This is a genomic window from Aquamicrobium aerolatum DSM 21857 (assembly GCF_900113935.1).
Classification (GTDB): Bacteria; Pseudomonadota; Alphaproteobacteria; order Rhizobiales; family Rhizobiaceae; genus Aerobium; species Aerobium aerolatum.
The window spans coordinates 138,832-163,334 of sequence record NZ_FORF01000007.1 but is presented as its reverse complement, the minus strand read 5'-3'; the positions used below and the strand labels follow the sequence as shown (position 1 = coordinate 163,334).

General features: G+C 61.6%; 24 protein-coding genes. 11 read left to right on the top strand and 13 right to left on the bottom strand.

The window, feature by feature from the left end; genetic code table 11:
- Positions 1-2: 2 nt before the first annotated feature.
- Positions 3-497 (top strand): hypothetical protein, encoded by a 495-nt coding sequence (locus BMZ42_RS07775; protein ID WP_091520645.1) that lies wholly within the window; start codon positions 3-5, stop codon positions 495-497.
- Between the two features lie 36 nt (positions 498-533).
- Here BMZ42_RS07775 and BMZ42_RS07770 read toward each other — a convergent pair whose 3' ends face one another.
- From BMZ42_RS07770 to BMZ42_RS07755, 4 genes are all read right to left on the bottom strand, one after another.
- Positions 534-932, bottom strand: a complete 399-nt coding sequence (locus BMZ42_RS07770; protein ID WP_091520642.1) for a lysozyme inhibitor LprI family protein — start codon at positions 930-932, stop codon at positions 534-536.
- 41 nt (positions 933-973) lie between these two features.
- Positions 974-1,999, bottom strand: a complete 1,026-nt coding sequence (gene tdh, locus BMZ42_RS07765) for an L-threonine 3-dehydrogenase (protein ID WP_091520640.1) — start codon at positions 1,997-1,999, stop codon at positions 974-976.
- Positions 1,996-3,189 (bottom strand): glycine C-acetyltransferase, encoded by a 1,194-nt coding sequence (locus BMZ42_RS07760; protein ID WP_091520638.1) that lies wholly within the window; start codon positions 3,187-3,189, stop codon positions 1,996-1,998. Before BMZ42_RS07760 ends, tdh begins: the two co-directional genes overlap by 4 nt.
- A 76-nt stretch (positions 3,190-3,265) precedes the next feature.
- Positions 3,266-3,733, bottom strand: coding sequence for an Lrp/AsnC family transcriptional regulator (locus tag BMZ42_RS07755; protein ID WP_091520635.1), 468 nt, complete (start codon positions 3,731-3,733; stop codon positions 3,266-3,268).
- Positions 3,734-3,859: 126 nt separating this feature from the next.
- Here BMZ42_RS07755 and BMZ42_RS07750 point away from each other — a divergent pair, with 126 nt between their 5' ends.
- Positions 3,860-5,326 carry an aminotransferase class V-fold PLP-dependent enzyme gene (locus BMZ42_RS07750; protein ID WP_091520634.1) on the top strand — a complete coding sequence of 489 codons (1,467 nt, stop codon included), beginning with the start codon at positions 3,860-3,862 and terminating at the stop codon, positions 5,324-5,326.
- A gap of 15 nt (positions 5,327-5,341) precedes the next feature.
- On the opposite strand, the gene BMZ42_RS07745 is transcribed toward BMZ42_RS07750, so the two are convergent.
- The 8 genes from BMZ42_RS07745 to BMZ42_RS07710 all read right to left on the bottom strand — a co-directional run bounded on the left by BMZ42_RS07745 (position 5,342) and on the right by BMZ42_RS07710 (position 12,897).
- A complete protein-coding gene (locus BMZ42_RS07745) occupies positions 5,342-6,121 on the bottom strand; it encodes an SDR family oxidoreductase (RefSeq protein WP_091520631.1) in 780 nt (259 codons plus the stop codon).
- A gap of 245 nt (positions 6,122-6,366) precedes the next feature.
- A complete protein-coding gene (kce, locus tag BMZ42_RS07740) occupies positions 6,367-7,296 on the bottom strand; it encodes a 3,5-dioxohexanoate:acetyl-CoA acetone transferase (protein ID WP_091520630.1) in 930 nt (309 codons plus the stop codon).
- Between the two features lie 38 nt (positions 7,297-7,334).
- Entirely contained in the window at positions 7,335-8,360 is a 1,026-nt protein-coding gene (locus tag BMZ42_RS07735; protein ID WP_210185207.1) for an SMP-30/gluconolactonase/LRE family protein, read from the bottom strand.
- A 23-nt stretch (positions 8,361-8,383) separates the two neighbouring features.
- Positions 8,384-9,160 (bottom strand): cyclase family protein, encoded by a 777-nt coding sequence (locus BMZ42_RS07730; protein WP_091520625.1) that lies wholly within the window; start codon positions 9,158-9,160, stop codon positions 8,384-8,386.
- Between the two features lie 11 nt (positions 9,161-9,171).
- Entirely contained in the window at positions 9,172-10,488 is a 1,317-nt protein-coding gene (locus tag BMZ42_RS07725; RefSeq protein WP_091520623.1) for a TRAP transporter large permease, read from the bottom strand.
- Positions 10,485-11,054, bottom strand: coding sequence for a TRAP transporter small permease subunit (locus tag BMZ42_RS07720; protein WP_091520620.1), 570 nt, complete (start codon positions 11,052-11,054; stop codon positions 10,485-10,487). The genes BMZ42_RS07725 and BMZ42_RS07720 overlap by 4 nt, the downstream gene beginning before the upstream one ends.
- A gap of 63 nt (positions 11,055-11,117) precedes the next feature.
- Entirely contained in the window at positions 11,118-12,170 is a 1,053-nt protein-coding gene (locus BMZ42_RS07715) for a C4-dicarboxylate TRAP transporter substrate-binding protein (RefSeq protein ID WP_175556662.1), read from the bottom strand.
- A 70-nt stretch (positions 12,171-12,240) separates the two neighbouring features.
- Positions 12,241-12,897, bottom strand: coding sequence for a TetR/AcrR family transcriptional regulator (locus BMZ42_RS07710; RefSeq protein ID WP_175556661.1), 657 nt, complete (start codon positions 12,895-12,897; stop codon positions 12,241-12,243).
- A 293-nt stretch (positions 12,898-13,190) separates the two neighbouring features.
- On the opposite strand from BMZ42_RS07710, the gene BMZ42_RS07705 reads away from it, so the two are divergent.
- From BMZ42_RS07705 to BMZ42_RS18235, 7 genes are all read left to right on the top strand, one after another.
- The gene (locus BMZ42_RS07705; protein WP_091520613.1) at positions 13,191-14,396 is read left to right on the top strand and encodes an ABC transporter substrate-binding protein; all 1,206 of its coding nucleotides are present in this window, start codon (positions 13,191-13,193) and stop codon (positions 14,394-14,396) included.
- 218 nt (positions 14,397-14,614) lie between these two features.
- Positions 14,615-15,370, top strand: a complete 756-nt coding sequence (locus BMZ42_RS07700; protein WP_091520611.1) for an ABC transporter ATP-binding protein — start codon at positions 14,615-14,617, stop codon at positions 15,368-15,370.
- Positions 15,363-16,106: an ABC transporter ATP-binding protein gene (locus BMZ42_RS07695; RefSeq protein WP_091520608.1), complete on the top strand. Its 744-nt coding sequence runs from the start codon at positions 15,363-15,365 to the stop codon at positions 16,104-16,106. Before BMZ42_RS07700 ends, BMZ42_RS07695 begins: the two co-directional genes overlap by 8 nt.
- Positions 16,107-16,148: 42 nt before the next feature.
- On the top strand, positions 16,149-17,348 hold the full coding sequence (locus BMZ42_RS07690) for an ABC transporter substrate-binding protein (RefSeq protein ID WP_091520606.1): 1,200 nt from the start codon (positions 16,149-16,151) through the stop codon (positions 17,346-17,348).
- Positions 17,349-17,420: 72 nt separating this feature from the next.
- The gene (locus BMZ42_RS07685; RefSeq protein WP_091520603.1) at positions 17,421-18,308 is read left to right on the top strand and encodes a branched-chain amino acid ABC transporter permease; all 888 of its coding nucleotides are present in this window, start codon (positions 17,421-17,423) and stop codon (positions 18,306-18,308) included.
- Between the two features lie 53 nt (positions 18,309-18,361).
- The gene (locus tag BMZ42_RS07680) at positions 18,362-19,285 is read left to right on the top strand and encodes a branched-chain amino acid ABC transporter permease (protein WP_244523200.1); all 924 of its coding nucleotides are present in this window, start codon (positions 18,362-18,364) and stop codon (positions 19,283-19,285) included.
- Between the two features lie 212 nt (positions 19,286-19,497).
- Positions 19,498-20,100, top strand: coding sequence for an acyltransferase family protein (locus tag BMZ42_RS18235; RefSeq protein WP_091520599.1), 603 nt, complete (start codon positions 19,498-19,500; stop codon positions 20,098-20,100).
- 377 nt (positions 20,101-20,477) lie between these two features.
- Here BMZ42_RS18235 and BMZ42_RS07665 read toward each other — a convergent pair whose 3' ends face one another.
- Complete coding sequence (locus tag BMZ42_RS07665) at positions 20,478-21,896, bottom strand: MATE family efflux transporter (RefSeq protein WP_244523196.1); 1,419 nt, start codon at positions 21,894-21,896, stop codon at positions 20,478-20,480.
- A 115-nt stretch (positions 21,897-22,011) separates the two neighbouring features.
- Between BMZ42_RS07665 and BMZ42_RS07660 the strand changes: the two genes are divergently transcribed.
- Together BMZ42_RS07660 and argB are read left to right on the top strand one after the other, a co-directional pair.
- Positions 22,012-23,508 carry an amidase gene (locus tag BMZ42_RS07660; protein ID WP_091520595.1) on the top strand — a complete coding sequence of 499 codons (1,497 nt, stop codon included), beginning with the start codon at positions 22,012-22,014 and terminating at the stop codon, positions 23,506-23,508.
- 87 nt (positions 23,509-23,595) lie between these two features.
- Positions 23,596-24,492, top strand: coding sequence for an acetylglutamate kinase (gene argB, locus BMZ42_RS07655; protein WP_091520593.1), 897 nt, complete (start codon positions 23,596-23,598; stop codon positions 24,490-24,492).
- Positions 24,493-24,503: the final 11 nt, after the last annotated feature.

Sequence of the window (24,503 nt, the reverse complement as noted above, 5' to 3'; positions counted from 1 at the left end):
AAATGTTCATGCAAGATTCTAGAGCGCAGCGGCGGCACACGCGCTTTGCTCTTCTGGTCGTTTCGTGCGCCAGCCTGATGCTTGCCGGATGCAGTGCAGAGGCGGAAGCGCCGCAAGCAAAGAACCTTCCCGCTGCCGGGTCGGGTGCTCTGGAGACCGCCGCCGGTCGCTACGAGTTCACCCCGTCCACATGCGCATTCTACGAGCAGGACGGAATTTACGACATCGAAATCCGCGGCCCCGGAACAGCGCCCGACGGCGAAAAATTCTTCTTCGAGCTGTCGTCAACGGCAAATGCACTGACCATTGGCCTTGGTGTCGATCGTCCCTACGCCAGCCCTGAGCGGAAGATAGAGGCGGGTCGGGTCGTTTCGCAGGAATTCGAGATTGAGGTCGCCGGCGAAAAGCTGACGATCAACGATCTGGTGCTGGTCAACCAGGATGGCGCACCCGTCGGGAGTGGCGCCACCCTGAGCATCGATTGCAGCACGCCGTAGCGGGCAGAGCGCTCACGATCCGCGCTGGCTGCCGGCTTACTCCTGCAGCATCATTTCGAGTTCCTGCGCACGATCGCGGGTGAGCACGTAAGAACAGGTCGCGGTTTCGAGGCGGGCGATAGAGCCCTCCCCACCAGCGTAGAAAGCGCAGTTGGCATCGCGATAGGCGATCCACTGACGCTGAGCGTGGCGCAAGGCCTGTTTCTGCGCGCCCTCCTGATCGGCAAGGACACGCATATAGGCATCGTTGAGACGATGGTCCCACTTGTCGCGCAGTTCGCCGATGCACTCCATCATGTCGACGGTGGAGCCATCGCAATTCTGGTACTCGCCACCGAACCAGTGATCCATCGGATCGGGTTCGTTGGCGAACGCGACATGGGTGGTCATGGCCCAGCCCGCCGCCAAGGCGAGGATCGAAATTTTCAAACGCATGGCTGTTCCCCCGTTCAAGTTTCGTCTCTTCTTCGCACCGCTCAACTCCAGTCGAGCACGACCTTGCCGCTGAGGCCCGAGCGCATGGTGTCGAAGCCCTGCACGAAATCTTCGGCGGCGAAGCGGTGCGTGATGATCGGCGTCAGGTCGAGGCCGTTTTCGATCATCGCGATCATCTTGTACCAGGTCTCGAAGATCTCGCGGCCATAGACGCCCTTGATCGTCAGCGCCTTGAACACGATGCGGCTCCAGTCGACCGGCGCGGGGCGCGGCGGAATGCCGAGCATGGCGATGCGCCCGCCCATCACCATCGCCTCGACCATCTGGTCGAAAGCAGCGGGGTTGCCCGACATTTCCATGCCGACATCAAAGCCCTGGTTCATGCCCAGACGGGGGATGACGGATTTGAGGTCTTCCTGCGCAACGTTGACCGGGACGACATCGGCAACGCGGGTGGCAAGCTGGAGGCGCGTTTCGTTGACGTCGGTGATGACGACATGGCGCGCGCCGACATGACGCGCCACCGCCGCCGCCATGATGCCGATTGGCCCTGCCCCCGTGACCAGCACATCCTCGCCGATGAGGTCGTAGCTGAGCGCGGTGTGGACGGCGTTGCCGAGCGGATCGAGGATCGCGCCGATCTCGTCGGGGATGGTGTCGGGCAACGGCACGACGTTGAACGCCGGCAGCCGCAGATATTGCGCAAACGCACCTTGCACATTGACGCCGATGCCGCGCGTTTCAGGGTCGAGGTGAAAGCGCCCGGAGCGGCTCTGACGGCTGGTGGTGCCGATCAGATGCCCTTCGCCGGAGCAGCGCTGACCGACCCTGAGATCGGTGACGTCGCGCCCAAGGGCGACGATCTCGCCGGCAAATTCATGGCCGGTGACCAGCGGCACCGGCACGGTACGCTGCGCCCACTCATCCCAGTTCCAGATATAAACATCGGTGCCGCAGATGCCGGTCTTGCGCACACGGATCAGAACGTCGTCGGGGCCGATTTCGGGCTCTGGAACATCCTGCATCCACAGGCCTGGTTCGGCCTTGGCCTTGACCAGAGCTTTCATCGGATCACTCCCAGCTGGCGGCCAGCGGTGCGGAACGCGTCAAGCGCAGTGTCGAGGTCGGCGGTGGTCAGCGCCGCGTTCATTTGCGTTCGGATGCGCGCGGTGCCCTTGGGCACCACCGGATAGAAGAAGCCGGCGACATAGACGCCAAGCGCATCGAGCGCGCGGGCCATCTCCTGCGCCAGAACCGCATCGCCCAGCATCACCGGCACGATGGGATGCTCGCCGGGCAGAAGCTTGAAGCCGGCGTCCTCAAGCCCCTGCCGCCAATAGGCGGTGTTGCGAAACAGGGTGGCGCGCAGATCGTCGGCGTCCTCGACGAGATCAAGGACGGCAAGCGCCGCACCGACAATCGCCGGTGGCAGCGCGTTGGAAAAGAGATAGGGCCGCGCCCGCTGGCGCAGCAGGTCGATGACCGCCTGCGGCCCGGCGATATAGCCGCCCAGCGCCCCGCCAAGCGCCTTGCCGAGCGTGCCTGTAACAAGGTCGATGTGAACGCCGAAATGGGCCGGAGTACCCGCCCCCTTCGGCCCCATGAAGCCGGTGGCGTGGCAGTCGTCGACCATCACCATCGCGCCATACCGGTCGGCGAGATTACGGATTTCCGGCAGGCGGGCGAGGTAGCCGTCCATCGAAAAGACGCCGTCGGTGGCGATCAGGATGAAGCGCGCGCCATCGTTGCGCGCCTCCTGCAGCTGGGTTTCAAGATCGTCCATGTCCGAATTGGCATAGCGGTAGCGTTTCGCCTTGCTCAGACGGATGCCGTCGATGATCGAAGCGTGATTGAGCGCGTCGGAAATGATCGCATCTTCGGGGCCAAGCAGCGGCTCGAACAGGGCGCCGTTGGCATCGAAACAGGAGGCAAACAGGATCGACGCCTCGTGGCCGAGAAATGCGGCAATCCGCCGTTCCAATTCGTGGTGGAGATCCTGCGTGCCGCAGATGAAGCGGACCGACGCCATGCCGTAGCCACGCGTGTCCATTGCCTCGATGGCGGCTTCGCGCAGACGCGGATGATTGGCAAGGCCGAGATAATTGTTGGCGCACAGATTGATCGCCGGGCGTGTTCCCAGCTCGATCCGTCCACCCTGCGGCGAGGTGATCTCGCGCTCGTGCTTGGTCAGGCCTTCGGCGTCGATCTGCGCCAGAGTCTGCGCGACATGTGCAAGAAACTCGCGTGCGGTCGCCATCGGTCAGGCTCCTCCCAGTGCCGTGCATGCTCCCCGCTGAAAGACTATCGCGCGCCTTGCGTTTTGGATAGCGCTGTCAGCTGGCGATATACGCGCCAAGGGGGATCGGGCGCTGCTCCTCGATGGCCTCCATCGCGAAATGCGAAGTGACCGTATCCAGCTCGATGCCGGAAATCAGCCGGCGGTAGAAGGCATCGTAACGGATCATGTCCTGGGCGACGACTTTCAGCATGTAATCATACTCGCCCCCGATGCGGAAAAAGTCGATGACTTCAGGAATCGACGAGACGTGGCGGCGGAACCTGGCGAGCCATTCTGCGGAATGGTGGCGGGTCTTGACCATGACGAAGACGACCAGCCCCAGACCCAGCCGCTCGCGATCGAGCACCACGGTGCGGCTACGAATGGCGCCGGATTCTTCCAGCAGTTTCAGGCGACGCCAGCACGCATTTTGCGACAGCCCGACACGTTCCGCCAAGGCGCGCTGCGACAGAGAAGCGTCGCGCTGGAGCTCGCGCAAAATGCTGAAATCAATCGAATCCATATCTGACCCAATATTTCTCTATTTTTCACTCATATGACCCATTTTGGCAGTGTGTTGCAAGGTAATCGGTAATGAATTCGCACCCTCATTCGTTCTATCATGCCGCCATCAACTTGCGAGATTGCCATGACAGCCCTGACCGATTTTGAAGCCTCCCTTTCCAGCAACGATGTGATTGCGCAACTGCGCGCCGGACTGATCGGCGAAAATGTGATGCTTGACGGACCACGCGGTCCGGTACCGCTGATTTACGCCGACTATGTCGCCTCCGGGCGGGCCCTGCGACAGGTCGAGGATTTCGTGCAGGAGCATGTGCTGCCCTATTACGCCAATACGCATACGCAGGCCTCGTTCGTCGGCTCCTATTGCACCAGCATGCGCGAAGAAGCGCGCGCAAGGATCGCGCAGCTGACCGGTGCCGAAGACGACTGCAGCGTGGTGTTTGCAGGCTCGGGCTCCACCGCCGGCATCAACCGGCTGGTGGGTCTGCTCGACATTGCCGAGCTGACCGCGAAGGGCGGACGCGCGGTCGTGTTGATGGGGCCTTATGAGCACCATTCCAACATGCTGCCGTGGCGCGAAAGCGGCGCTGAGGTGATCGAGATCGCAGAAGCCCGCGAAGGCGGCCCGGATCTGGCAATGCTGGAGCGCGAACTGACCGCAGCCGCAGGCGCGGACCTCATCGTCGGAACTTTTTCGGCGGCCTCGAATGTGACGGGCATCGTGACCGACACAGACGCGGTGACCCGGCTGTTGAAGCGTCATGGTGCCGTGGCGATCTGGGATTTTGGCTGCGCTGGCCCCTATTTGCCGATGCAGATGATGAGCGGCACCGACGCGGCCAAGGACGCCATCGTGTTTTCATCACACAAATTTCCGGGTGGACCCGGCGCATCGGGCGTCCTGATCGTCCGTGGTTCGATGGTGCGACGGCAGACGCCAACCCTGCCCGGCGGAGGCACCGTCAGTTTCGTGTCGCCATGGGGACATGACTATTCGACCGATCTGCGCAACCGCGAAGAAGGCGGCACGCCGAACGTCATCGGCGACATCCGGGCCGCATTGTCGATGATCGTCAAGCACAAGATCGGTGAAGCGTTCATGCAGGAGCGCGGCGCAGAACTGCGCACCCGCGCGCTGGAAGTGTGGCGCAACAATCCGATGATCGAGCTGTTGGGCTGCGACACCGAGGCGGAAGCGCTGCCGATCTTCTCGTTCCGCATTCGCGACAACAACGGCGAACTGGTCCATCACCAATTGTTCACCCGCATGCTGAGCGATCTGTATGGCATTCAGGTGCGCGGTGGTTGCGCCTGTGCCGGCAGCTATGCGCACCGCCTGCTCGACATCAATGAGGACGAGTCTGCATCGCTGTTCGCGCGCATCCGTGCCGGCGAGGATATCGTCAAGCCGGGCTGGGTCAGGCTGAACTTCTCCGTCCTGATGAGCGACGACAAGGTCGACACCATCATTGCCGGCGTCGATGCGCTGGCCCGTGAGGCGGCCGCGTTGCAGGACTGCTATGACGCTGACATCGCCAATTCTCGCTTTGCCTGGCGTGGCGAGAGCAAGGGGCTCCACGAAGTGGCGTGAGCCCCCTGCCGCAACTCAAAGCGTTGAGTTGATCGCGCCGCCGTCGAGCAGGATGTTCTGGCCGACCATGTAGCCGGCATAGACGCTGCACATGAAGGCGCAGGTCGCGCCGAACTCTTCCGACGTGCCGAAACGGCGCGTCGGGTTGGCTTCATAGCCGGCGGCGCGCGCTTCTTCGACAGAAATGCCCTTCTGGCGTGCAGTGCTCTGCATCAGCGCCTCGATGCGATCCGTCTCATGCGAGCCGGGCAGCAGATTGTTGATCGTCACGCCATATTGCGCCACCTGCCGCGAGGTGCCGGCGACAAAGCCGGTCAGGCCGCTGCGCGCTGCGCCCGACAGCCCAAGCGCCGCAATCGGCGCCTTGACCGAGCCGGACGTGATGTTGACGATCCGGCCCCAGCGGCGCTCGATCATGCCCGGCAGGACCGCCGTGATCAGATGGATCGGCGTCAGCATGTTGGAGCGGACGGCGTTCTGCCATTCATCCTCACCCCAATCGTGCCACATGCCGGGAGGCGGCCCACCGGCATTGTTGACCAGAATGTCAACCTGCGGTGCCGCTTCAAGCAGCATCGCGCGCCCTTCCGGCGTCGTCACATCCGCCGCAACTTGTGTGACGGTGACGCCATAGCGATTGGCGATCTCATCGGCCGTGCGCGCCAGCGGCTCGGGCGAGCGCGCGTTGAGGACGATGTTGACCCCGGCTTCGGCCAGCTTTTCGGCGCAGCCGCGTCCCAGACCTTTCGATCCGCCACAGACGATCGCGGTCTTGCCCCTGATACCCAAATCCATCGTTCTGCCATTCCTTCTGCAAATTCGGATCGAGCAGAGCATAAGCGCAAACGGGCGGCCCGGTCACGCGAGAAAGATGGCTTCCAAAAAGCAGAACGCCGCCCCGAAGGGCGGCGCTGTACTTGCGAGCTAATGAGGTGCGTCTAGACTATCTCCACTTTTCTTCGAATCGTGGAAAAGCTCAAAACCCATTTTCTACGCAATTCCGGACGCAAAACCCGCGTCGCACTTTTGCTGGAATTGCTTTAGAAATTGACGCGGTCGCCGCCCTTGAGCTGCAGGATCTCGCGTGCGTCGTCCGGCGTTGCGATCTCGAGGCCGAGGCCTTCGATGATCTGGCGCACCTTGGTGACCTGCTGGGCATTGTTTTCTGCCAGCTGACCGGCACCGATCCACAGCGAGTCTTCCAGGCCGACGCGCACGTTGCCGCCCATCGAAGCCGACATCGCAGCGATCTGCATCTGGTTGCGGCCTGCACCCAGAACCGACCAGTGATACTGGTCGCCGAACAGGCGGTCAGCGGTGCGCTTCATGTGCATCACGTCTTCCGGATGACCGCCGATCCCGCCGAGCAGACCGAACACCGACTGAACGAAGAATGGTGGCTTGACGATGCCGCGATCGACGAAGTGGGCCAGCGTGTAGAGATGGCCGATGTCGTAGCACTCGATCTCGAAGCGGGTGCCGCTCTCGGCGCACTTGGTCAGGATGTACTCGATGTCGGCAAAGGTGTTCTTGAACACGCCGGCCTTCGAGGCTTCAAGATACTGGCGCTCCCAGTCGTACTTGAACTCCTTGAAACGGGCCAGCATCGGGTAGAGGCCGAAATTCATCGTGCCCATGTTGAGCGAGGCGATTTCAGGCTGGAAGTGCGCAGCGGGGCCGACGCGCTCCTCGATCGGCATGGTCGGCGCGCCGCCGGTGGTGATGTTGACGATGGCGCCGGAGCGCTGCTTGATCACCTTCAGGAACGGCTCGTAGGCCTCGACGGTCTGCACCGGGCGGCCGTCCTGCGGATCGCGGGCGTGCAGGTGGACGACGGCAGCGCCGGCTTCCGACGCCGCAATGGCGTGGTCGGCGATCTGCTCTGCCGTGATCGGCAGATGCGGCGACATCGACGGCGTGTGGATCGAGCCGGTGATGGCGCAGGTAATGATGACCTTGCGTTTAGCCATTTGGTATCTCCTTGAATTCTACTTGTGTTAGCGGTTGCTTACCAATGAACCATTGGCAAGCCTGCCACTGGCGAACGGAAATAGGGAATCGTGTTGCCCTTCAGGCTACCGAGATAGACGGTTTGCAGGTCGGGGCCACCGAAGGTGACACTGGCCAGCCAGGGCGCAATCTTGCCGCCCGAGGCCGCCAGCGTTTCGAAGCGCATCGGCTCGCCGGTGGCGAACTCTGCTTCGAATGCCGCCGTCAGCGCCGGATCGCCATCATCGAGCAGCGTCAACGCATCGCCCTCAGGCGTGATCGCCACAAGACGGTCGGCAAAGATCATCGTGCACCAGAGGTTGCCATAGGCGTCGAAGGCAAAGCCGTCGATCAACCCGTCACCGAGGCTCGAAGGTCCGTAGACCTCGCGGTCGGTCAGCGAGCCATCGGGCTGCACCCGCAGGCGCGTCACGCGCTTGGCGCAGGTTTCGGCGACGTACAGCCACTCTTCATTGGCATCGAGACGGATCTCGTTGGTGAAGGCAAAGCCATCGCCCACGATGCGGATACCGTTCTCGTCGACCAGCGCGACATAGCCATCGGTGAGCCCGGTGCGGATCGCCTCATTCCACGGATTGACCATGGTCGAGACGGTGATCCAGATGCGGTTCTTGGAATCGCGCAGGACGAAATTGACCTTGCCCATCGGCTTGCCGTCGATGGTGTCGTAGAGCGTGCGCGTCTGGCCGTCGCGGCTCATGATTTCGAGCAAGTCGGTGCCGAAGTTCGAAATCAGGATGTCGCCGTTTTCGGCAAAGGCGAGGCCGTTCGGAAGCGTACCGGTCAGAAGGCTTTGCGCCTGATCGCCGGACAGGTCGAAATGACCGCTGACCGACTGGGTGATCAGCTGTTGCGAGCCATCCGGCGCGATCATCATCACGCCGCCGCGCGCGTCAGCCGCCCACAGCGTGCCGTCGCGCTCGGCCAGGATGCATTCCGGCCGCTGCAAATCAGTGCCGATGGTCCTGATCTGCGCGCGGTCGACCTGCCAGCCGATGAGCGGGTTCGGTCCTTTCGATGACAATGTAGGTGTCCTCCCTGTAGTCATTACTCTTCGAAGATCGCGACGGCGCGGGTGAAGCCCGCCGAAGCCTTCTCGATCTTGAACGGGAAGCAGGCGATCATGTAGCCGGTGGCCGGCAGCTGATCGAGATTGCCCAGCTTCTCGATGTGGCAGTAGCCGATCTCCATGCCGGCGCGATGACCTTCCCAGATCAGCGACGCGTCGTTGGTTTCGCCGTAACGCTTTGCGGTATGGATGAATGGCGCATCCCAGCTCCACGCATCCGTGCCGGTGACGCGCACGCCACGGCTGGTCAGGTAGAGCGTGGCTTCGCGGCCCATACCGCAGCCGGAGGCGAGGTAGTCGTCCTGGCCATATTTCGCGCCAGCCGAGGTGTTGACCACGACGATGTCGCCGGGCTGGATCTCGTGGCCGATGCGCGCGAGTTCAGCCTCGACCTCTTCGGCGGAGACGACATGGCCGTCCGGCAGATGGCGGAAGTCGAGCTTGACGCCGGGGCCGAAGCACCATTCCAGCGGCACTTCGTCGATGGTCAAAGCGCGCTTGCCGCCATCCATCGTCGAGTGGAAATGGTAGGGCGCGTCCAGATGGGTGCCGTTATGGGTCGAGACAACGAGCTGCTCGACTGCCCAGCCCTCGCCCGCAGGCAATTGCTCCTTGGTCAGGCCCGGAAAGAATCCGGTGAGCTGACCGACGGATTGCTGGTGATCGATATAGGTGATCTGCGGTTCGGTTCCCTTGGGATCGGACGCGATCCCAGCCTTGAGGGTCGTGGAAATATCGACAATGCGACGAGCCATGCGGTCTTTCCTTACAGGAGGCCAAGAGTGATGCTCGGGAAGAGCACGATGAGGAACAGGGCGAACAACATCAACACGGCAAAGGGCGCCGCGCCAACGAAGACGTCCCTGAGCGGAACATTCGGATCGTCCAACGATCCTTTCACCACGAAGACGGAGAGTCCCATCGGTGGTGTCAGCAGACCGATCTCGACCGCGAGAATGGTGATCATGCCAAACCAGATCAGGTCGATGCCAAGCGATTGTGCCACCGGCAAAGCGAGCGGGACGGTGATCAGCAGGATCGACGACGAATCCAGAATGGTGCCGAGCAGGACCAGCACAGCGATGTAGAACAGCAGGAAGCCGTAAACGCCGACCTCCATGCCAACGATCCAGCCGGTGAGGAAGGTCGGCAGGCCGGTCAGCGCCAGCATGCGGCTGTACATCGTCGCGGCGATGATGAGGAAGCAGACCGACGCGGTGATGTGACCGGTCTCGATGGTCACCTGCCAGAGCACCTTCGGCGTCAGGCGGCGCTTGACGAAAGCGATGACGATCGCACCGAGCGCGCCGACGGCACCGGCTTCAGTGGGGGTGAAGATGCCGCCATAAAGCCCGCCAAGCACCAGTCCGACCAGCACCACGATCGGCGCGAGCTTACTGAAGACTTCCCGCACGGCGGCGAGGCCCTTGGTGTCATAGACATCCGGCGTGGTGGCAACCCCGGTGAAGCCGGGCCAATATTTCACCATCAGCCAGATGCCGACACAGAAGACGACTGTGACGAGGATGCCCGGCCCGATGCCGGCAATGAACAGCGCGCCAACCGACTGCTCGGCAAGAATGCCGTAAAGGATCATCAGAAGGCTTGGTGGCAGGAGCATACCAAGGATCGATGAGCCGACAACGACGCCGGTGGAGAACTTGGCGGTATGGCCGGCACGCATCATCTCGGGAACCGCGATCTTGGTGAAGACGGCGGCAGAGGCAATCGAGATGCCGGTGATCGAGGCAAAGATGGCGTTGGCGCCAACGGTGGAGATGCCGAGGCCGCCGCGCAGCTTGCCAAGGAACCGCGTTGCGACGTCGAAGGTATCACGGCCGATATTGGCGCGACTGACGACAAGTCCCATCAGCACGAATAGCGGGACGACGCCGAACAGATAGCTGGAAATGCTCTCGCGAGCCGCCAGCGACAGGATGCGGGCCGCCTGTTCCGGATTGTCGCGCAGGATCCAGATGCCGAAGAACGAGACCAGCGCCAGCGCAATCGCGACGTGCATGCCGGTGTAGATGAGGAACAGGATCGCACCGAGCGACCACAGGCCGATTTCAAAACCGCTCATCGGGTTTCCTCCCCGGCAGCTTCATTGCCGAAGGTCAGAATGAAAATTTGCATCGCGCGCAGCAGGAAGGCGAGGCACAGCATGATGGCACCCAGCAACACGACGAAATAGGTCGGCCAGATGGGAGCCAGAAACTGACCGACAGTGCCGACCATCTCGTTGCGGCCATAGCTGCGGACAGCCAGCGGATAGAATGCATAGACAAGCACGCCGACAAGGCCGACACCGCACAGATGCATCAAAGCATCCAGAGCACCTTCCAGGCGCGGCGACTTCGAACGCACAAGCATGAGAAAACCATCGGCGCGCGTCAGACGACCACGCAACAATGTGTTGGCGATCTGGAGAAAGACGATGCCGAGGATCAGCATCGAGACAATCTCGGGAACCCCTGGCAGCGGATGGCTGAAGAAGGCGCGACCGACGACGTCGGCGACGATGAGGCACATGATGAACAGGATGGCAGCAGTGCCGATCATGCTCATCGCGGCCGTGACGCGATCGACGAACCTGAAGACAAGGTCAAAGCTGCGTATTCCGGTCGGGGTTTCCGGTGTGGTGGCCACGATTTTTCTTCCTGATTGAAAGAAGGAGCGGCTGCGGGAGCTTTCCCCCGCAGCCGATGTCGATTAGCGCTGGGTCCAGTCGCGACCGAGCGAAACGCCTGCGTCCTTGAGCTGACCGATATAGGCATCAAGCACTTCCGAGCCGGGAAGACCCTGCTCGTCGGCGTTCTTGGCCCATGCATCGGCAATCTGCGGCAGGGCGGCTGCCCACTTGGCACGATTTTCATCGCTGAGCTTGGTGATGATGGCACCACCATCTTCCATCTGCTTCAGCGCAGCTTCGACGCGCTGGGTCTGCTCGGCGATGTAAGCCTTGGTGTAGGCAGCAGCGGCCGTGCGCAGCGCGTTCTGCACGACTTCCGGCTGGTCGTCGTACCATTCCTTGTTGGCAACCAGCGTACCAGCATATTGCGCACCGAAGTCGGTGACGAGGATATGCTTGGCGACTTCCTGCAGCTTTGCAGGGGCGGCAGCGGTCGGGAACACGATGGTGCCGTCGAACACGCCGGTCTGGATGTCGTTGTAATAGGTGGTCAGGTTGCCGGCGACGCCGACTGCGCCCGTGCCTTCGACCCAGTTCACCGCTGCGCCCGGAGCGCCGATCTTGTGACCCTTGAGATCATCCATCGACTCGACCGGGAAATTGGTCATCAGCACGTAATTGTCGAGGGCGAAGCCGCCGCCAAGATATTCGGCGTTGTACTTTTCCCAGGATCCGATCATGCCGGGGATATCCTGGTGCAGCTTGTCGACAGCGTCGATGACGATCTGCGCATCGGGTGTGCCGAACGGGGTGAAGTAGGACACGTTCTGCAGCGGCAGTGCAGTTGGCTCGAACACGGTCGGGACCGCGCCGATTTCAGCAAGGCCGTCCTCGATGGCTTCAAGCTCGCCACCGACAGCCGCCAGCGTACCACCATAGGCTTCGGTCCACTTGAAGCTGTAGTCGGTGCCTTCCAGTTCCTTGTTGACCGTCGGAATGAAGGTCTCGGTGAGGTGCTTCACCCACAGGAACACCGGCGGATGGCCGTTCACCACCGTCGCGTTGATCTCGGCAGCTGCGGCCGGCATGGCGACGGAAGCCGCCAGCGCGGCGGCAATAGCAGTCATAGGCATTCTGAATTTCATAGTAACCTCCCGGATACCTTGCCTTTGTTGAAATTCGGCGATTGTGTCGCCGATCCTGTCACGCCGTCGAAACCAGAGATCTGGTTCCGGCCGCGAGATATCGAACGATGCGGGAAATCGATCCCGCCGTGTCACCTTCATCGCAAAGCCCGTCCGACAATTCGGTGATGCGCCCGGTGCGAGTCATCATCAGCAGGCCCAGCGAGATGGCATTGATGTAGGACCAGACCGCGTTTTCGCGGCCAAGGCCCGGCACATGTGTATCCAATGCGTCGATGAACTCGCGCGCAATGGCGTTGAAATTGTCTCCGGTCATCTGGATCGAGCGCTCGTCGGTGCCCGAGGCGATCTGGACGATGATGCGCGAATAGCTCTGGCCAGCGCCGCCATGCTCGTTGCTCATCTCGATCGTCGGACGCATCAGCGCTTCCAGAATGCGCTCCAGCGTCGGACCACCCGGCTCGGCCAGAACCTGCGCCAGAAGCAAGCGGCGATAATCGTTCACCTGCTTGCTGCGCCGCGCGACGACTTCCTCAAACAGCGCTTCCTTGGAGCTGAAATGATAGTGGATAAGCCCCAGATTGACCTTGGCCTCGTCGGCGATTGCGCGCGTCGTGGCTCCGGCGAATCCCAACGTTGCAAACACGCGTTCAGCAGCATCCATGATGTCGGATCGCACATCACGCCGCGTCGCATTGTTTGCCGCTGTTGTCATTCTGCCTCCCGCGCACATTGCCGATCCCGCGACCAAACATATTTGGTCATCTGATCAGGTCAACTGACCAAACCATAATGCGACGTTTGCAATTGCGTCAAGCCACAGCGATCGCGTGAAATGAAATTGTATACCGATCACTTGTTTGTTATCGGTAGCGTGCAAGCGCTCAACCGCGCTTCTGATGAGCTCCGTCATTCAATTTACGCACAACAGCTTTGCGTGAGGTGACGTCGACCAGGCCAAAATTGTCTGTTGTACTTCTTCCCTAGCGACATCTCTGGGAGGAGATCATGAGACGTTTTGGCATGTTAACGGCCTTGCTTGCCTCCACCGCTCTTGCAGGCGCGCAAGACCTCAGTGACGGCGTCGTACGTATCGGCGTCCTCAACGACCAGACGGGCACCTACGCAGATTTTGGCGGCCTGACCTCCGTCGAAGCCGCCCGCATGGCGGTTGAGGATTTCGACGCGGCCGGCAAAGGCATGAAGGTCGAGATCATTGCGGCAGACCACCAGAACAAGGCAGACGTTGCCTCGGCGCTGGCGCGTCGCTGGTTCGATGTCGATGGCGTCGACGCGATCGCCGACCTGACCAATTCGGCAGTGGCCATTGCGGTCAACACGATCGGCCGCGAACAGGGCAAGATCACGCTGATGACCGGCCCGGCAACCACCGCACTGACCAATTCGGATTGTTCGCCGACCGGCTTCCACTGGGTCTTCGACACCTATTCGCAATCGGTCGGCACGGCCAAGGCAGTTCTCGAACAGGGCAAGAAATCGTGGTTCCTGCTGACCGCCGACTATGCCTTCGGCCACCAGATGGCGGCTGAATTGACGCGGGTCGTCGAGGAAGGCGGCGGCACCATCGCCGGGAACGTCAACCACCCGCTCGGCTCGCCCGACTTCTCATCCTACCTGCTGCAGGCGCAGTCATCAGGCGCGGAGATCGTCGGCCTCGCCAATGCCGGCACCGACACGATCAACGCCATCAAGCAGGCAGGCGAATTCGGCATTGCCCAGGGCGGTCAGAATCTGGCAGGCCTCGTCATCGTCATCAGCGACATTCATGCGCTGGGGCTTGAGACCGCGCAGGGCTTGCTCGCCACCACCGCCTTCTACTGGGATCGCGATGACGCCAGCCGCGAATGGTCGAAGCGTTTCCAGGAAAAGACCGGACGCATGCCGGGCATGGTGCAGGCAGGAACCTATTCCTCCGTGCTCCACTATCTGCGCGCGATAGAGGCTGCAGGCACCGACGCCGGCGCAACGGTCGCTGCGAAGATGAAGGAAATGCCGGTCGACGACTTCTTCGCGCCCGGCGCCAGCGTCCGTGCGGATGGCCGCCTCGTCAAAGACATGTATCTGGTGGAGGTCAAGTCACCGGACCAGTCCAAAAGCGAGTGGGACTATTACAATATCGTCCAGACGATCAACGCCGAAGATGCAACACAACCTCTTGCACAGAGTACATGTGCCTATGCAAAAGGCGGATGATGCATCTTGTACAGCGTTACATTTGGCAAGCGGCGCCGAATACTCTCGAATTAGTCGATATCGTAGTTCTACGCCCCTTGCATTCGGCCCGTCCGTTGTGCAAGTTTTGCTTGGCATGACCTTGTCATGACGAGGGGTACAGGCAGTGGAGTACCCTGGGAGGGGGCTCATCAGAACAACGCCACCGGCAAACGGAAGGCGTGTGAGCGAGGTTGTGAATGGATGACGGCGTCATTCTGGCTGCGGATAATCTTACCAAGGAATTCAGGGGCTTTCTGGCTGTCGAGGGGGTGAACCTTCGGGTCCGGCGCGGGCAGATTCATGCGCTGATCGGCCCCAACGGAGCCGGCAAGACCACCTGCTTCAACCTGCTGACGAAGTTCCTGCCCCCGACCAGGGGCAAGATCACCTATAAGGGGCAGGACATCACGGCGCTGTCGCCCGCCGATATTGCCCGGCTGGGACTGGTGCGTTCGTTCCAGATCTCGGCGGTGTTCCCGCATCTGACGGCGCTGGAAAATGTCCGCATCGCGCTGCAGAGACAGCGCGGCGACTCGTTCGACTTCTGGCGCTCGCAAAAGGTGTTGTCCGACTTCGACGACCGCGCCCGCGCCCTTCTGGCAGATGTCGGACTTTCCGAATTTGAGTCCACCGAGGCGTCAGACCTTTCCTATGGCCGCAAGCGTGCGCTGGAAATTGCAACGACGCTGGCGCTCGATCCGGAAATGCTGCTTCTCGACGAGCCGATGGCCGGCATGGGCAATGAGGACGTCGACCGCATCGCTGCTCTGATCAAGCGGATTTCCGCCAATCGCACCATCCTGATGGTCGAACACAATTTGTCTGTCGTCTCGTCGCTCTCCGACACCATCACGGTGCTGGCGCGCGGCAAGGTGCTGGCGGAAGGCGACTATGCCACCGTCTCCAAAGACCCGCGGGTCGTTGAAGCCTATATCGGAGCTGGCCATGGCTGAGGCTGCACGCGCAATCACAGCACAGGCGGGCGCAGAAGATGCGCTGCTGACCGTCAGCAATCTGGAAGCCTGGTATGGCGAAAGCCACGTCCTTCACGGCATCAATTTCGATGTTCGTCCCGGCGAAGTGGTCACGTTGCTTGGCCGCAACGGGGCAGGAAAAACGACGACGCTCAAATCGGTGATGGGCATTCTGCCCAAGCGCAAGGGGTCAATCGTCTTTCAGGGCAAGGAACTGATGCACGCCCCCTCGCGCCATGTGGCCAAGGAAGGCATCGCCTACTGCCCGGAAGAGCGCGGCATCTTCGCCTCGCTGTCGGTGGAGGAAAACCTGATGCTGCCGCCGCAGGTCAAGCCGGGCGGTATGAGCGTCGAGCAGATTTTTACCCTGTTCCCCAACCTGAAGGAGCGGCTGCACAGCCAGGGCACCAAGCTTTCCGGCGGCGAACAGCAGATGCTGGCAATCGGCCGCATCCTGCGCACCGGCGCAAAGCTGCTGCTGCTGGATGAGCCGACCGAAGGGCTTGCGCCGGTGATCATCCAGCAGATCGGCCGCACCATCGCGATGCTCAAGGAGCAGGGCTTCACCATCGTGCTGGTGGAACAGAATTTCCGCTTCGCCTCGACCGTGGCGGACCGGCACTACGTTGTCGAGCAAGGCAAGGTCATCGACATGATCCCCAACGCCGAACTCGAGGCGAATATCGGCAAACTGCACGCCTATCTCGGCGTGTAGCAAAACAAACCGGCGGACAACGCCAATCTGGGAGGAAATGGCATGAGGAAAACAGGATTTCTGCTCGCGTCGCTGGCAGCATCGCTAATGGCGTCCAGCGCATTTGCTCAGGACATCAGCGTCAAGATTGGCGTACTCAATGACCGCTCCGGCATCTATGCCGACCTGGCGGGGGAAGGCTCCGTCGTTGCGGCGCGCATGGCTGTCGAAGATTTCGGCGCGGCTGCCAAGGGCATGAAGGTCGAAATCGTTTCCGCCGACCACCAGAACAAGCCCGACGTTGCTTCGACGATTTCGCGTCAGTGGCTCGACCAGGACGGCGTGAACGCCATCGTCGACGTGCCAACGTCGTCAGCCGCCCTCGCCGTCAACGAGATTGTCAAGGGCGCCAACGCGACCTTCATCAACTCCGGGGCCGGCACCGCCGATCTGACAGGCGTCGCCTGCTCGCCACACACCGTTCACTGGACCTACGACACCTGGGCGCTGGCCAATGGCACCGGCTCGGCAATGGTCAAGCAGGGTGGCGACAGCTGGTTCTTCCTCACCGCGGACTATGCCTTCGGTCACGCACTGGAGCGCGACACGGCGGCGGTGGTCGAAAAGGCTGGCGGCAAGGTCCTCGGCCATGTCCGTCATCCGTTCCCCGGCACCGACTTCTCGTCGTTCCTGTTGCAGGCACAATCTTCCGGCGCGAAGGTCATCGGCCTTGCCAACGCCGGCGGCGACACCGTCAACGCCATCAAACAGGCAGCAGAATTCGGCATTACGCAGGCCGGACAAACGCTTGCAGGTCTGCTGATCTTCGTCGGCGACATTCACGCGCTCGGCCTTCAGACCGCACAGGGCCTTGTGCTGACCGAAAGCTTCTACTGGGACCTGAACGACAGCACGCGCGAATGGTCGGCACGCTTCGAAAAGCTTGATGGCGACAAGCCGACCATGGTGCAGGCAGGCGTTTATGCCGGCGTGTTGCACTATCTGAAAGCAATCGAAGCCACCAAGACAACCGATGCCGACACGGTCGTCGCCAAGATGAAGGAAATGCCCACCGACGACCCGTTGTTCGGCAAGGGCGAGATCCGCGCGGACGGACGCAAGATCCACGACATGTACCTGTTCCGCGTCAAGTCGCCGGAGCAGTCTAAGGGTCCGTGGGATTATTACGAGACGCTTGAGACGATCCCGGCAGCCGAAGCCTTCCGCCCGATGGCCGACGGCAACTGCCCGCTCGTCAAGTAAGATGCAGATTTTCGGGGCGCGCCTTCAGGGGTGCGCCCCGAATCCATGCCTCCCTCAAAGCAGGACCGCCGGATGTTCGAACTACTTGGAATCCCGCCGCAGGCACTTTTCGGCCAGCTGCTGCTCGGGCTCATCAACGGGTCGTTCTATGCGATCCTGAGTCTGGGTCTGGCCATCATCTTCGGTCTGCTGAACATCATCAATTTCGCCCATGGCGCGCAGTATATGCTCGGCGCGTTCGTCGCGTGGATGCTGCTCAATTATCTGGGCATCAACTATTGGTGGGCGCTGCTTCTGGCACCGCTGATCGTCGGCATCACCGGCGTCATCATCGAGCGGTTGCTGGTACAACGGCTCTATCACCTTGACCACCTTTACGGCCTGCTGCTGACCTTCGGCCTTGCGCTGATCATCCAGGGCGTGCTGCGCAACCAGTACGGCATCTCCGGCCTGCCCTATACGATTCCGAGCCAGCTCTCCGGTGGCCAGAACCTCGGCTTCATGTTCCTGCCGAACTATCGCGGCTGGGTCGTGCTCGCTTCGCTGGTGGTCTGCATCGCCACCTGGTTCGTGATCGAAAAGACCCGCCTTGGCGCTTATCTGCGCGCCGCCACCGAAAACCCGACGCTGGTCAGCGCCTTCGGTATCAACGTGCCGCGCATGATCACACTGACCTATGGCTTCGGCGTTGCCCTTGCCGGCTTTGCCGGTGTGCTCGCCGCGCCGATCTACTCGGTCAACCCGAACATGGGCGCGGACCTCATCATTGTCGTGTTCGCGGTCGTCGTCATCGGCGGCATGGGCTCGATCCTCGGCTCCATCATTACCGGGTTCAGCCTCGGGCTGATCGAGGGCCTGACCAAAGTATTTTATCCGGAAGCCTCGTCCGTGGTCATCTTCGTCATCATGGCGATCGTGCTGCTGATCAAGCCGGCTGGCCTGTTCGGGAGGACCGCATAATGAGCGCTGCCGTCGCAACATCGGGAATCAAGGTGCAGCAGGCCACCGGCGGCATGCCACGCCACCACGTCGCGATCTTCATCGCGCTGCTGGCTGCCGGCATCGTCGCGCCGTTCATGCTCTACCCTGTCTTCGTCATGAAGGTGATGTGCTTTGCGCTGTTTGCGTGCGCGTTCAACCTTCTGCTCGGCTACACCGGCCTTCTGTCGTTCGGGCATGCCGCCTATTTCGGCTTTGCCAGCTATATCTGCGCCTATAGCGCAAAGTCCTGGGGGCTGACGCCGGAACTCGCCATTCTTCTGGGCACCGCGGCCGCGACCGTTCTCGGCCTTGTCATCGGCGCGCTGTCGATCCGCAGGCAGGGCATCTATTTCGCCATGGTCACGCTGGCCTTCGCGCAGATGGTGTTCTTCTTCTGCCTGCAGGCACCGTTCACCGGCGGTGAGGACGGCATTCAGGCGGTGCCACGCGGCCATCTCTTCGGCCTGATCAGCCTGCGCTCCGACTTCACCCTGTACTGGGTGGTGCTGGCGATCACACTGGGCGGCCTTCTGGCAATTTACCGGATCATCCACTCACCGTTCGGGCAGGTGCTGAAGGCGATCCGCGAAAATGAACCGCGTGCCGTCTCGCTCGGCTATCGCGTCAACCGCTACAAGCTGGCGACCTTCGTTCTGTCGGCTGCGCTTGCGGGGCTTGCAGGCTCGACCAAAGCAATCGTGTTCCAGCTTGCCTCGCTGACCGACGTGCACTGGTCAATGTCCGGCGAAGTGGTTCTGATGACGCTGATCGGCGGCCTTGGCACCGTGTTCGGGCCAATCCTCGGCGCGACCGTGATCATCACCATGCAGAACTATCTGGCGACGTTCGGCGCATGGGTGACGATCATTCAGGGCATCATCTTCGTCGTCTGCGTCATGCTGTTCCGCGAAGGCGTGATCGGCGTCATCTCGAAGTGGATCAAAAAGCCGCTTTAAGGCGAGACGCCATCTTTCAGATTCGCTTGCCGCGCTTTGATCGAGGCTGAACCGGTCATCTGCACATAGCCATGGCGAGCGGCTGATGCGGTTGATACGGCTTCAAGACCCTTGCCGGTGACCAGTTCCTGAAATTCCGCTTAGGCCGCACGTGACCTTGAGCATCGAATTGTTTCCACCCATGAAAATTCCGAACGTTTGGCGGGTTTGTGATGGAACGATCGGATTATTTGGACAATGCCAAAGCGATTCTCATAACAATCGTCGTTTTCGGGCATCTCATCGAGTCGGCGCTATCGAACCCCACCACCCTTGCACTCTATAAGACCATCTACGCCTTCCACATGCCGGCATTCGTTTTGTTGGCCGGATATTTGTCCCGGTCCAGCACATTCGGGCTGAAGTGGGCATCTGAGTTGCTCAGCATAGCGCTCGTGCTCGTCGTCGCCCAAGGCCTGTACGCGACACGCGACGCAATGTCGGGCAACTTTCTTGGGCTCGACTATTATCTGCACCACCCTCGCTGGGTGCTTTGGTACCTCGCCAGCCTTCTGGCTTGGAAAGCCTCTTTACCGCTCTTGCGCTACGGCTATGTGTCCGTCTTGCTTGCCGTCGCCATAAGCATCGTCGCGGGATGGGTTCATTACGATCCGATGCTTTACAGCTGGCAACGAACCGCCACCTTTCTTCGTCGCTGGATATGCTATTCAAGAAAGAAGAATATTTGCGCCCAACACAAAAGCACTCCGCTACACGGCAATCGCAATTTTTGCGTCAGCGTTTGTCTTCTTCATGAGCCAAGGCAGTCGCGTTGAATCGTCCTGGCTCTACGGCAGGCAGCTGTATGATCCGGCTTTTGGGCCATTCGAAAAATTGCAACTGATGGCTTTGGCCGCGTTGTTGATCTGGGCAGGGGCAATGCTTGTCCCGCCGATGACAACGCCATTTACCCGCTTCGGTGCCACAACTCTGTCGGTCTTCATACTACACGGAGTTGTTGTGTTATCGCTGCGAGAAAGTTTTCTAAGCAGCGCGATGGGCGATTCATTCATTGCCGCCCTCATCGCTGTCGGGTTGGTGGCTCTCCTTTCGCATGACGCGTTGTCTCGGCCGTTCATGTGGCTGTGGCGCGCGCCGAAGACGATCATACGACCCCGTCGCGTGCGCGCTGGCGATGACGCTGAGCGACCTCCTAGCTGACACTAGATCGCGGCGACGGCATGCGTGCTGCGATCAGCTTTTCCCGCCGCAGCCAGCGCGATATCAGGAGCACGGCGACAACAGCCAGCCCTGCCACCAGTCCCATCCAGATGCCGGCACCACCGATGCCGAAGCCAAAGGCCAGCGTCACACCAAGCGGCATGCCGACCAGCCAGTAGCCGATAGCCGCATAGATCATCGGCACGGTCGTATCCTGCAGGCCGCGCAACATGCCAGCGCCGACGGCCTGTGCGCCATCGACGATCTGGAACAACGCAGCCAGAGACAGAAACGTCACGGCCAGCGCTGCAATCGGGGCAGCCTTGGGATCGCTTGCGTCGATGAACGCGCTGATCAGGACATCAGGCAGCGTGATCATCACCGTCGCCGAACACATCATGAAACCAATGCCAAGCGCGAAAGCGGTCCAGCCTGCGCGGGTGATGCCGCCGCGGTCGCCGGCGCCATAGGCGCGTCCAACGCGCACCGTAACCGCCTGCCCGATGCCCATCGGCACCATGAAGGCCAGCGAGCCGAACTGGATCGCGATGGCATGGGCGGCGAGCGAAACCGCGTCGATGAGCCCCATCAGCAACGCTGCGCCATTAAACAACGTCACCTCGAACGCCATGATACCGGCAATCGGCAGACCAAGGCGCAGCATTTCACGATAGCGCGGCCAGTCGGCGCGCCAGAAACGACCAAACAGGCGGTAGCGACGGAACTTGCGATCAGTGCTGACGACCACCGCCAGCGCCAGGAACATCAGCGTACTCGCCACCGTGGTGGTGACGCCGGCTCCCACTACACCGAGACGCGGAAAGCCGAAATTTCCGAACATGATGCCGTAGTTGAACACGGCATTGAACACGACCGCGCCGACCACGATCCACATCGCCCAGCGTGGCCGCTCCAGCGCCGAAATGAACGAGCGCAGAACCGCGAAACAATAGAACGGCAGTGCGCCCCACTGCAGCGCCCGGACATAGCTGCCAGCCTCTGCCGACAGCGCCGGATCCTGGCCCATCGCCACAAGGATATCTTCAGCAAACCATAGCAGCACCCAGATCGGAACCGAAACCGACCCGGCGATCCAGAAACCCTGACGAACCGAGCGGCGCACGTCGCGCACCGAATGTCGCTTGCGTCCCAGCTCAAACGCAATCATCGGCGACACGGCCAGCACCAGGCCCATGCCGAAAATGAACGGCGAGAAGTAAAGATTTGCGCCGAGCGTGCCGGCTGCAAGCTCGGTCGGCCCGAGCCAGCCCATCATCATCACGTCGGTGACCGTCATCGCCGTCTGGGCGACATTGGTCAGCACCATCGGCCAGGCAAGCGCAGCCATCGCGCGAATTTCGGCGCTCCAGAGGCGTGCTTCGCCGCTATTGCGAAAGAGTCTTGCAAACATCGTCAAGAATTACACCAGTTGGACAGCCGGACAGAACGTTGCGCTGATTGAGCGCAGCAACATTGCAGCCTGATCGCGGCGACGGTACCGTGTCAGATAGCAGGGGGGAGCGCACATGTCGATTGAACAGCTTTTGTGGAACGAAGACGCCACCGGTCTGGCCCAACGCATCAAGGCCGGCGATCTGAGCGCAAGCGAAGCGGTCGAGGCGGCGATCATGCGGGCGGAACGGGTAAATCCCGACATCAACGCCATCGCCGAACGCCTGTACGATCAGGCACGCAGGCAGGTCGCCGAACTTCCGGCCGATGCACCGCTGGCCGGTGTGCCGTTTGCAATCAAGGATCTCGGGATCGTCCAGAAGGGCGTGCCGACCAACAATGGCAGCCGGATACCGCCCTTCGTGCCTGATTTCGATTCGGTGCTGACCGAGCGCTACCGCGCTGCCGGACTCGTCACCATCGCGACCAGCACGACACCGGAGTTCGGTCTGCGGCTCGTCACCGAATCGGCTGCCTTCGGGACCACCCGCAATCCCTGGAACACCGCCCACACCAGCGGCGGCTCGTCGGGCGGCGCGGCGGCGCTGGTGGCTGCCGGCATTGTGCCTGTCGCCCATGCCTCGGACGGTGGCGGCTCGATCCGCGTGCCCTCCTCTACCACCGGCCTTGTCGGCATGAAGGTCTCGCGCGGGCGCACCCCGACCACGCCGCTGACCTCCGAAAGCTGGTACGGCTTCGTCGTCGACCATGTCGTCAGCCGCTCGGTACGCGACAGTGCGCTTCTGCTCGATCTGACGCATGGGCCGGATGGCCTTGCCCCCTATGCTGCAAGACCCCCGCGCCGCTCCTTCGCCTCGGCGGCAGCGCGCGATCCGGGCACGTTGACGCTTGCCGTCTATCGTCAGTCACCGCTGGGCCTGCCGGTCTCACGCGAAACGATGGAAGCGCTCGACACCGCTGTCGCACTCGCCAGGGAAGGCGGACACAGCGTCGAGGAAATTTCGCTGCCGATGATCGACCGGGCGTTCATGGCCGATTTCTGCCGCATCGTGGCATCCTCGATTGCAGGCATGCTGCGAACGGAAAGTGCGCGCGCCGGACGCCAGCTCATTGGCAGCGTCGAACGCGGCTCGCGCATCATCGCCCGACTTGGCGAACTGCTCTCCGCCGGCGAAGCCTATGCCGCGCTGGAGCGACTGCAGGCCAGTGGACGGGCGCTGCTTGCCCATACCGCGCGTTTCGATGCAGTGCTGATGCCGCTGATTGCCCATCCGCCGGTGCCGGTCGGCGGCATGGACGCCAAGGGCGCGGACGCCTTTCTGGAAGCCCTGCTCGACCATTTGCGGCTGACCTTCCTGCTGCGCTTTGACAGCTTCGTCGACCAGCTGATGGACAAGAGCCTGTGGTTCACCCACTGGCCGGCAATCCAGAACGTCACCGGCCAGCCGGCAATCTCGCTGCCGGTGCATGTCACCGACGACGGCCTACCGCTGGGCGTGCAGGCGGTCGGCAGGCCAGGCGAGGAGGAAACGCTGTTTTCGCTCGCCGCGCAGCTTGAAAACATCTCCGGCTGGCGCGCGCGACGGGCGCAGTTCCATCTGCCTGCATGATCGCCCATCCACAATGCGAACCATTTGCGCAGACCCGCTTTTGCGGCTAAGACGCCGCGGCATTACCGACGGGACCAAGAGGACCAGATGACCACCGAAAAGCGTGCCACCGCCGAAGAACAGGCTCACCTCCTGTCCGCTGCGCTACCGTTCATGCAGCGCTACGAAAACAAGACCGTCGTGGTGAAATATGGCGGCCATGCCATGGGCAATGCCGAGCTGGGACAGGCCTTTGCGCGCGACATCGCGCTGTTGAAGCAGTCGGGCGTCAACCCGATTGTGGTTCATGGCGGCGGGCCGCAGATCGGTGCGATGCTGACCAAGATGGGCATCGAATCGAAATTCGAAGGCGGCCTGCGCGTCACCGACCAGAAGACGGTCGAGATCGTCGAGATGGTTCTGGCAGGCTCGATCAACAAGGAAATCGTTGCGCTGATCAACGCCGAGGGCGAATGGGCAATCGGCCTGTGCGGCAAGGACGGCAACATGGTCTTCGCCGAAAAGGCGCGCAAGACCGTGAAAGACCCGGAAAGCAATATCGAGAAGGTGCTCGACCTCGGCTTCGTCGGCGAGCCGGTTGAAGTTGACCGCACGCTGCTCGACCTTCTCGCCCGCTCGGAAATGATCCCGGTGATCGCACCGGTGGCTCCGGGCCGCGACGGCCACACCTACAACATCAACGCCGACACCTTCGCCGGAGCGATTGCAGGTGCGCTGAACGCGTCGCGTCTTTTGTTCCTGACAGACGTGCCGGGTGTGCTCGACAAGGACAAGAACCTGATCGACGAGTTGACGGTTGCGCAAGCGCGCGCGCTGATTGCCGACGGCACGATCTCTGGTGGCATGATCCCCAAGGTCGAGACCTGCATCGAAGCGATCGAGCGCGGTGTGGAAGGCGTCGTCATCCTCAACGGCAAGACGCCGCACTCCGTGCTGCTCGAACTCTTTACCGAGCATGGCGCCGGCACGCTGATCGTTCCCTGAGCCGGGAACGA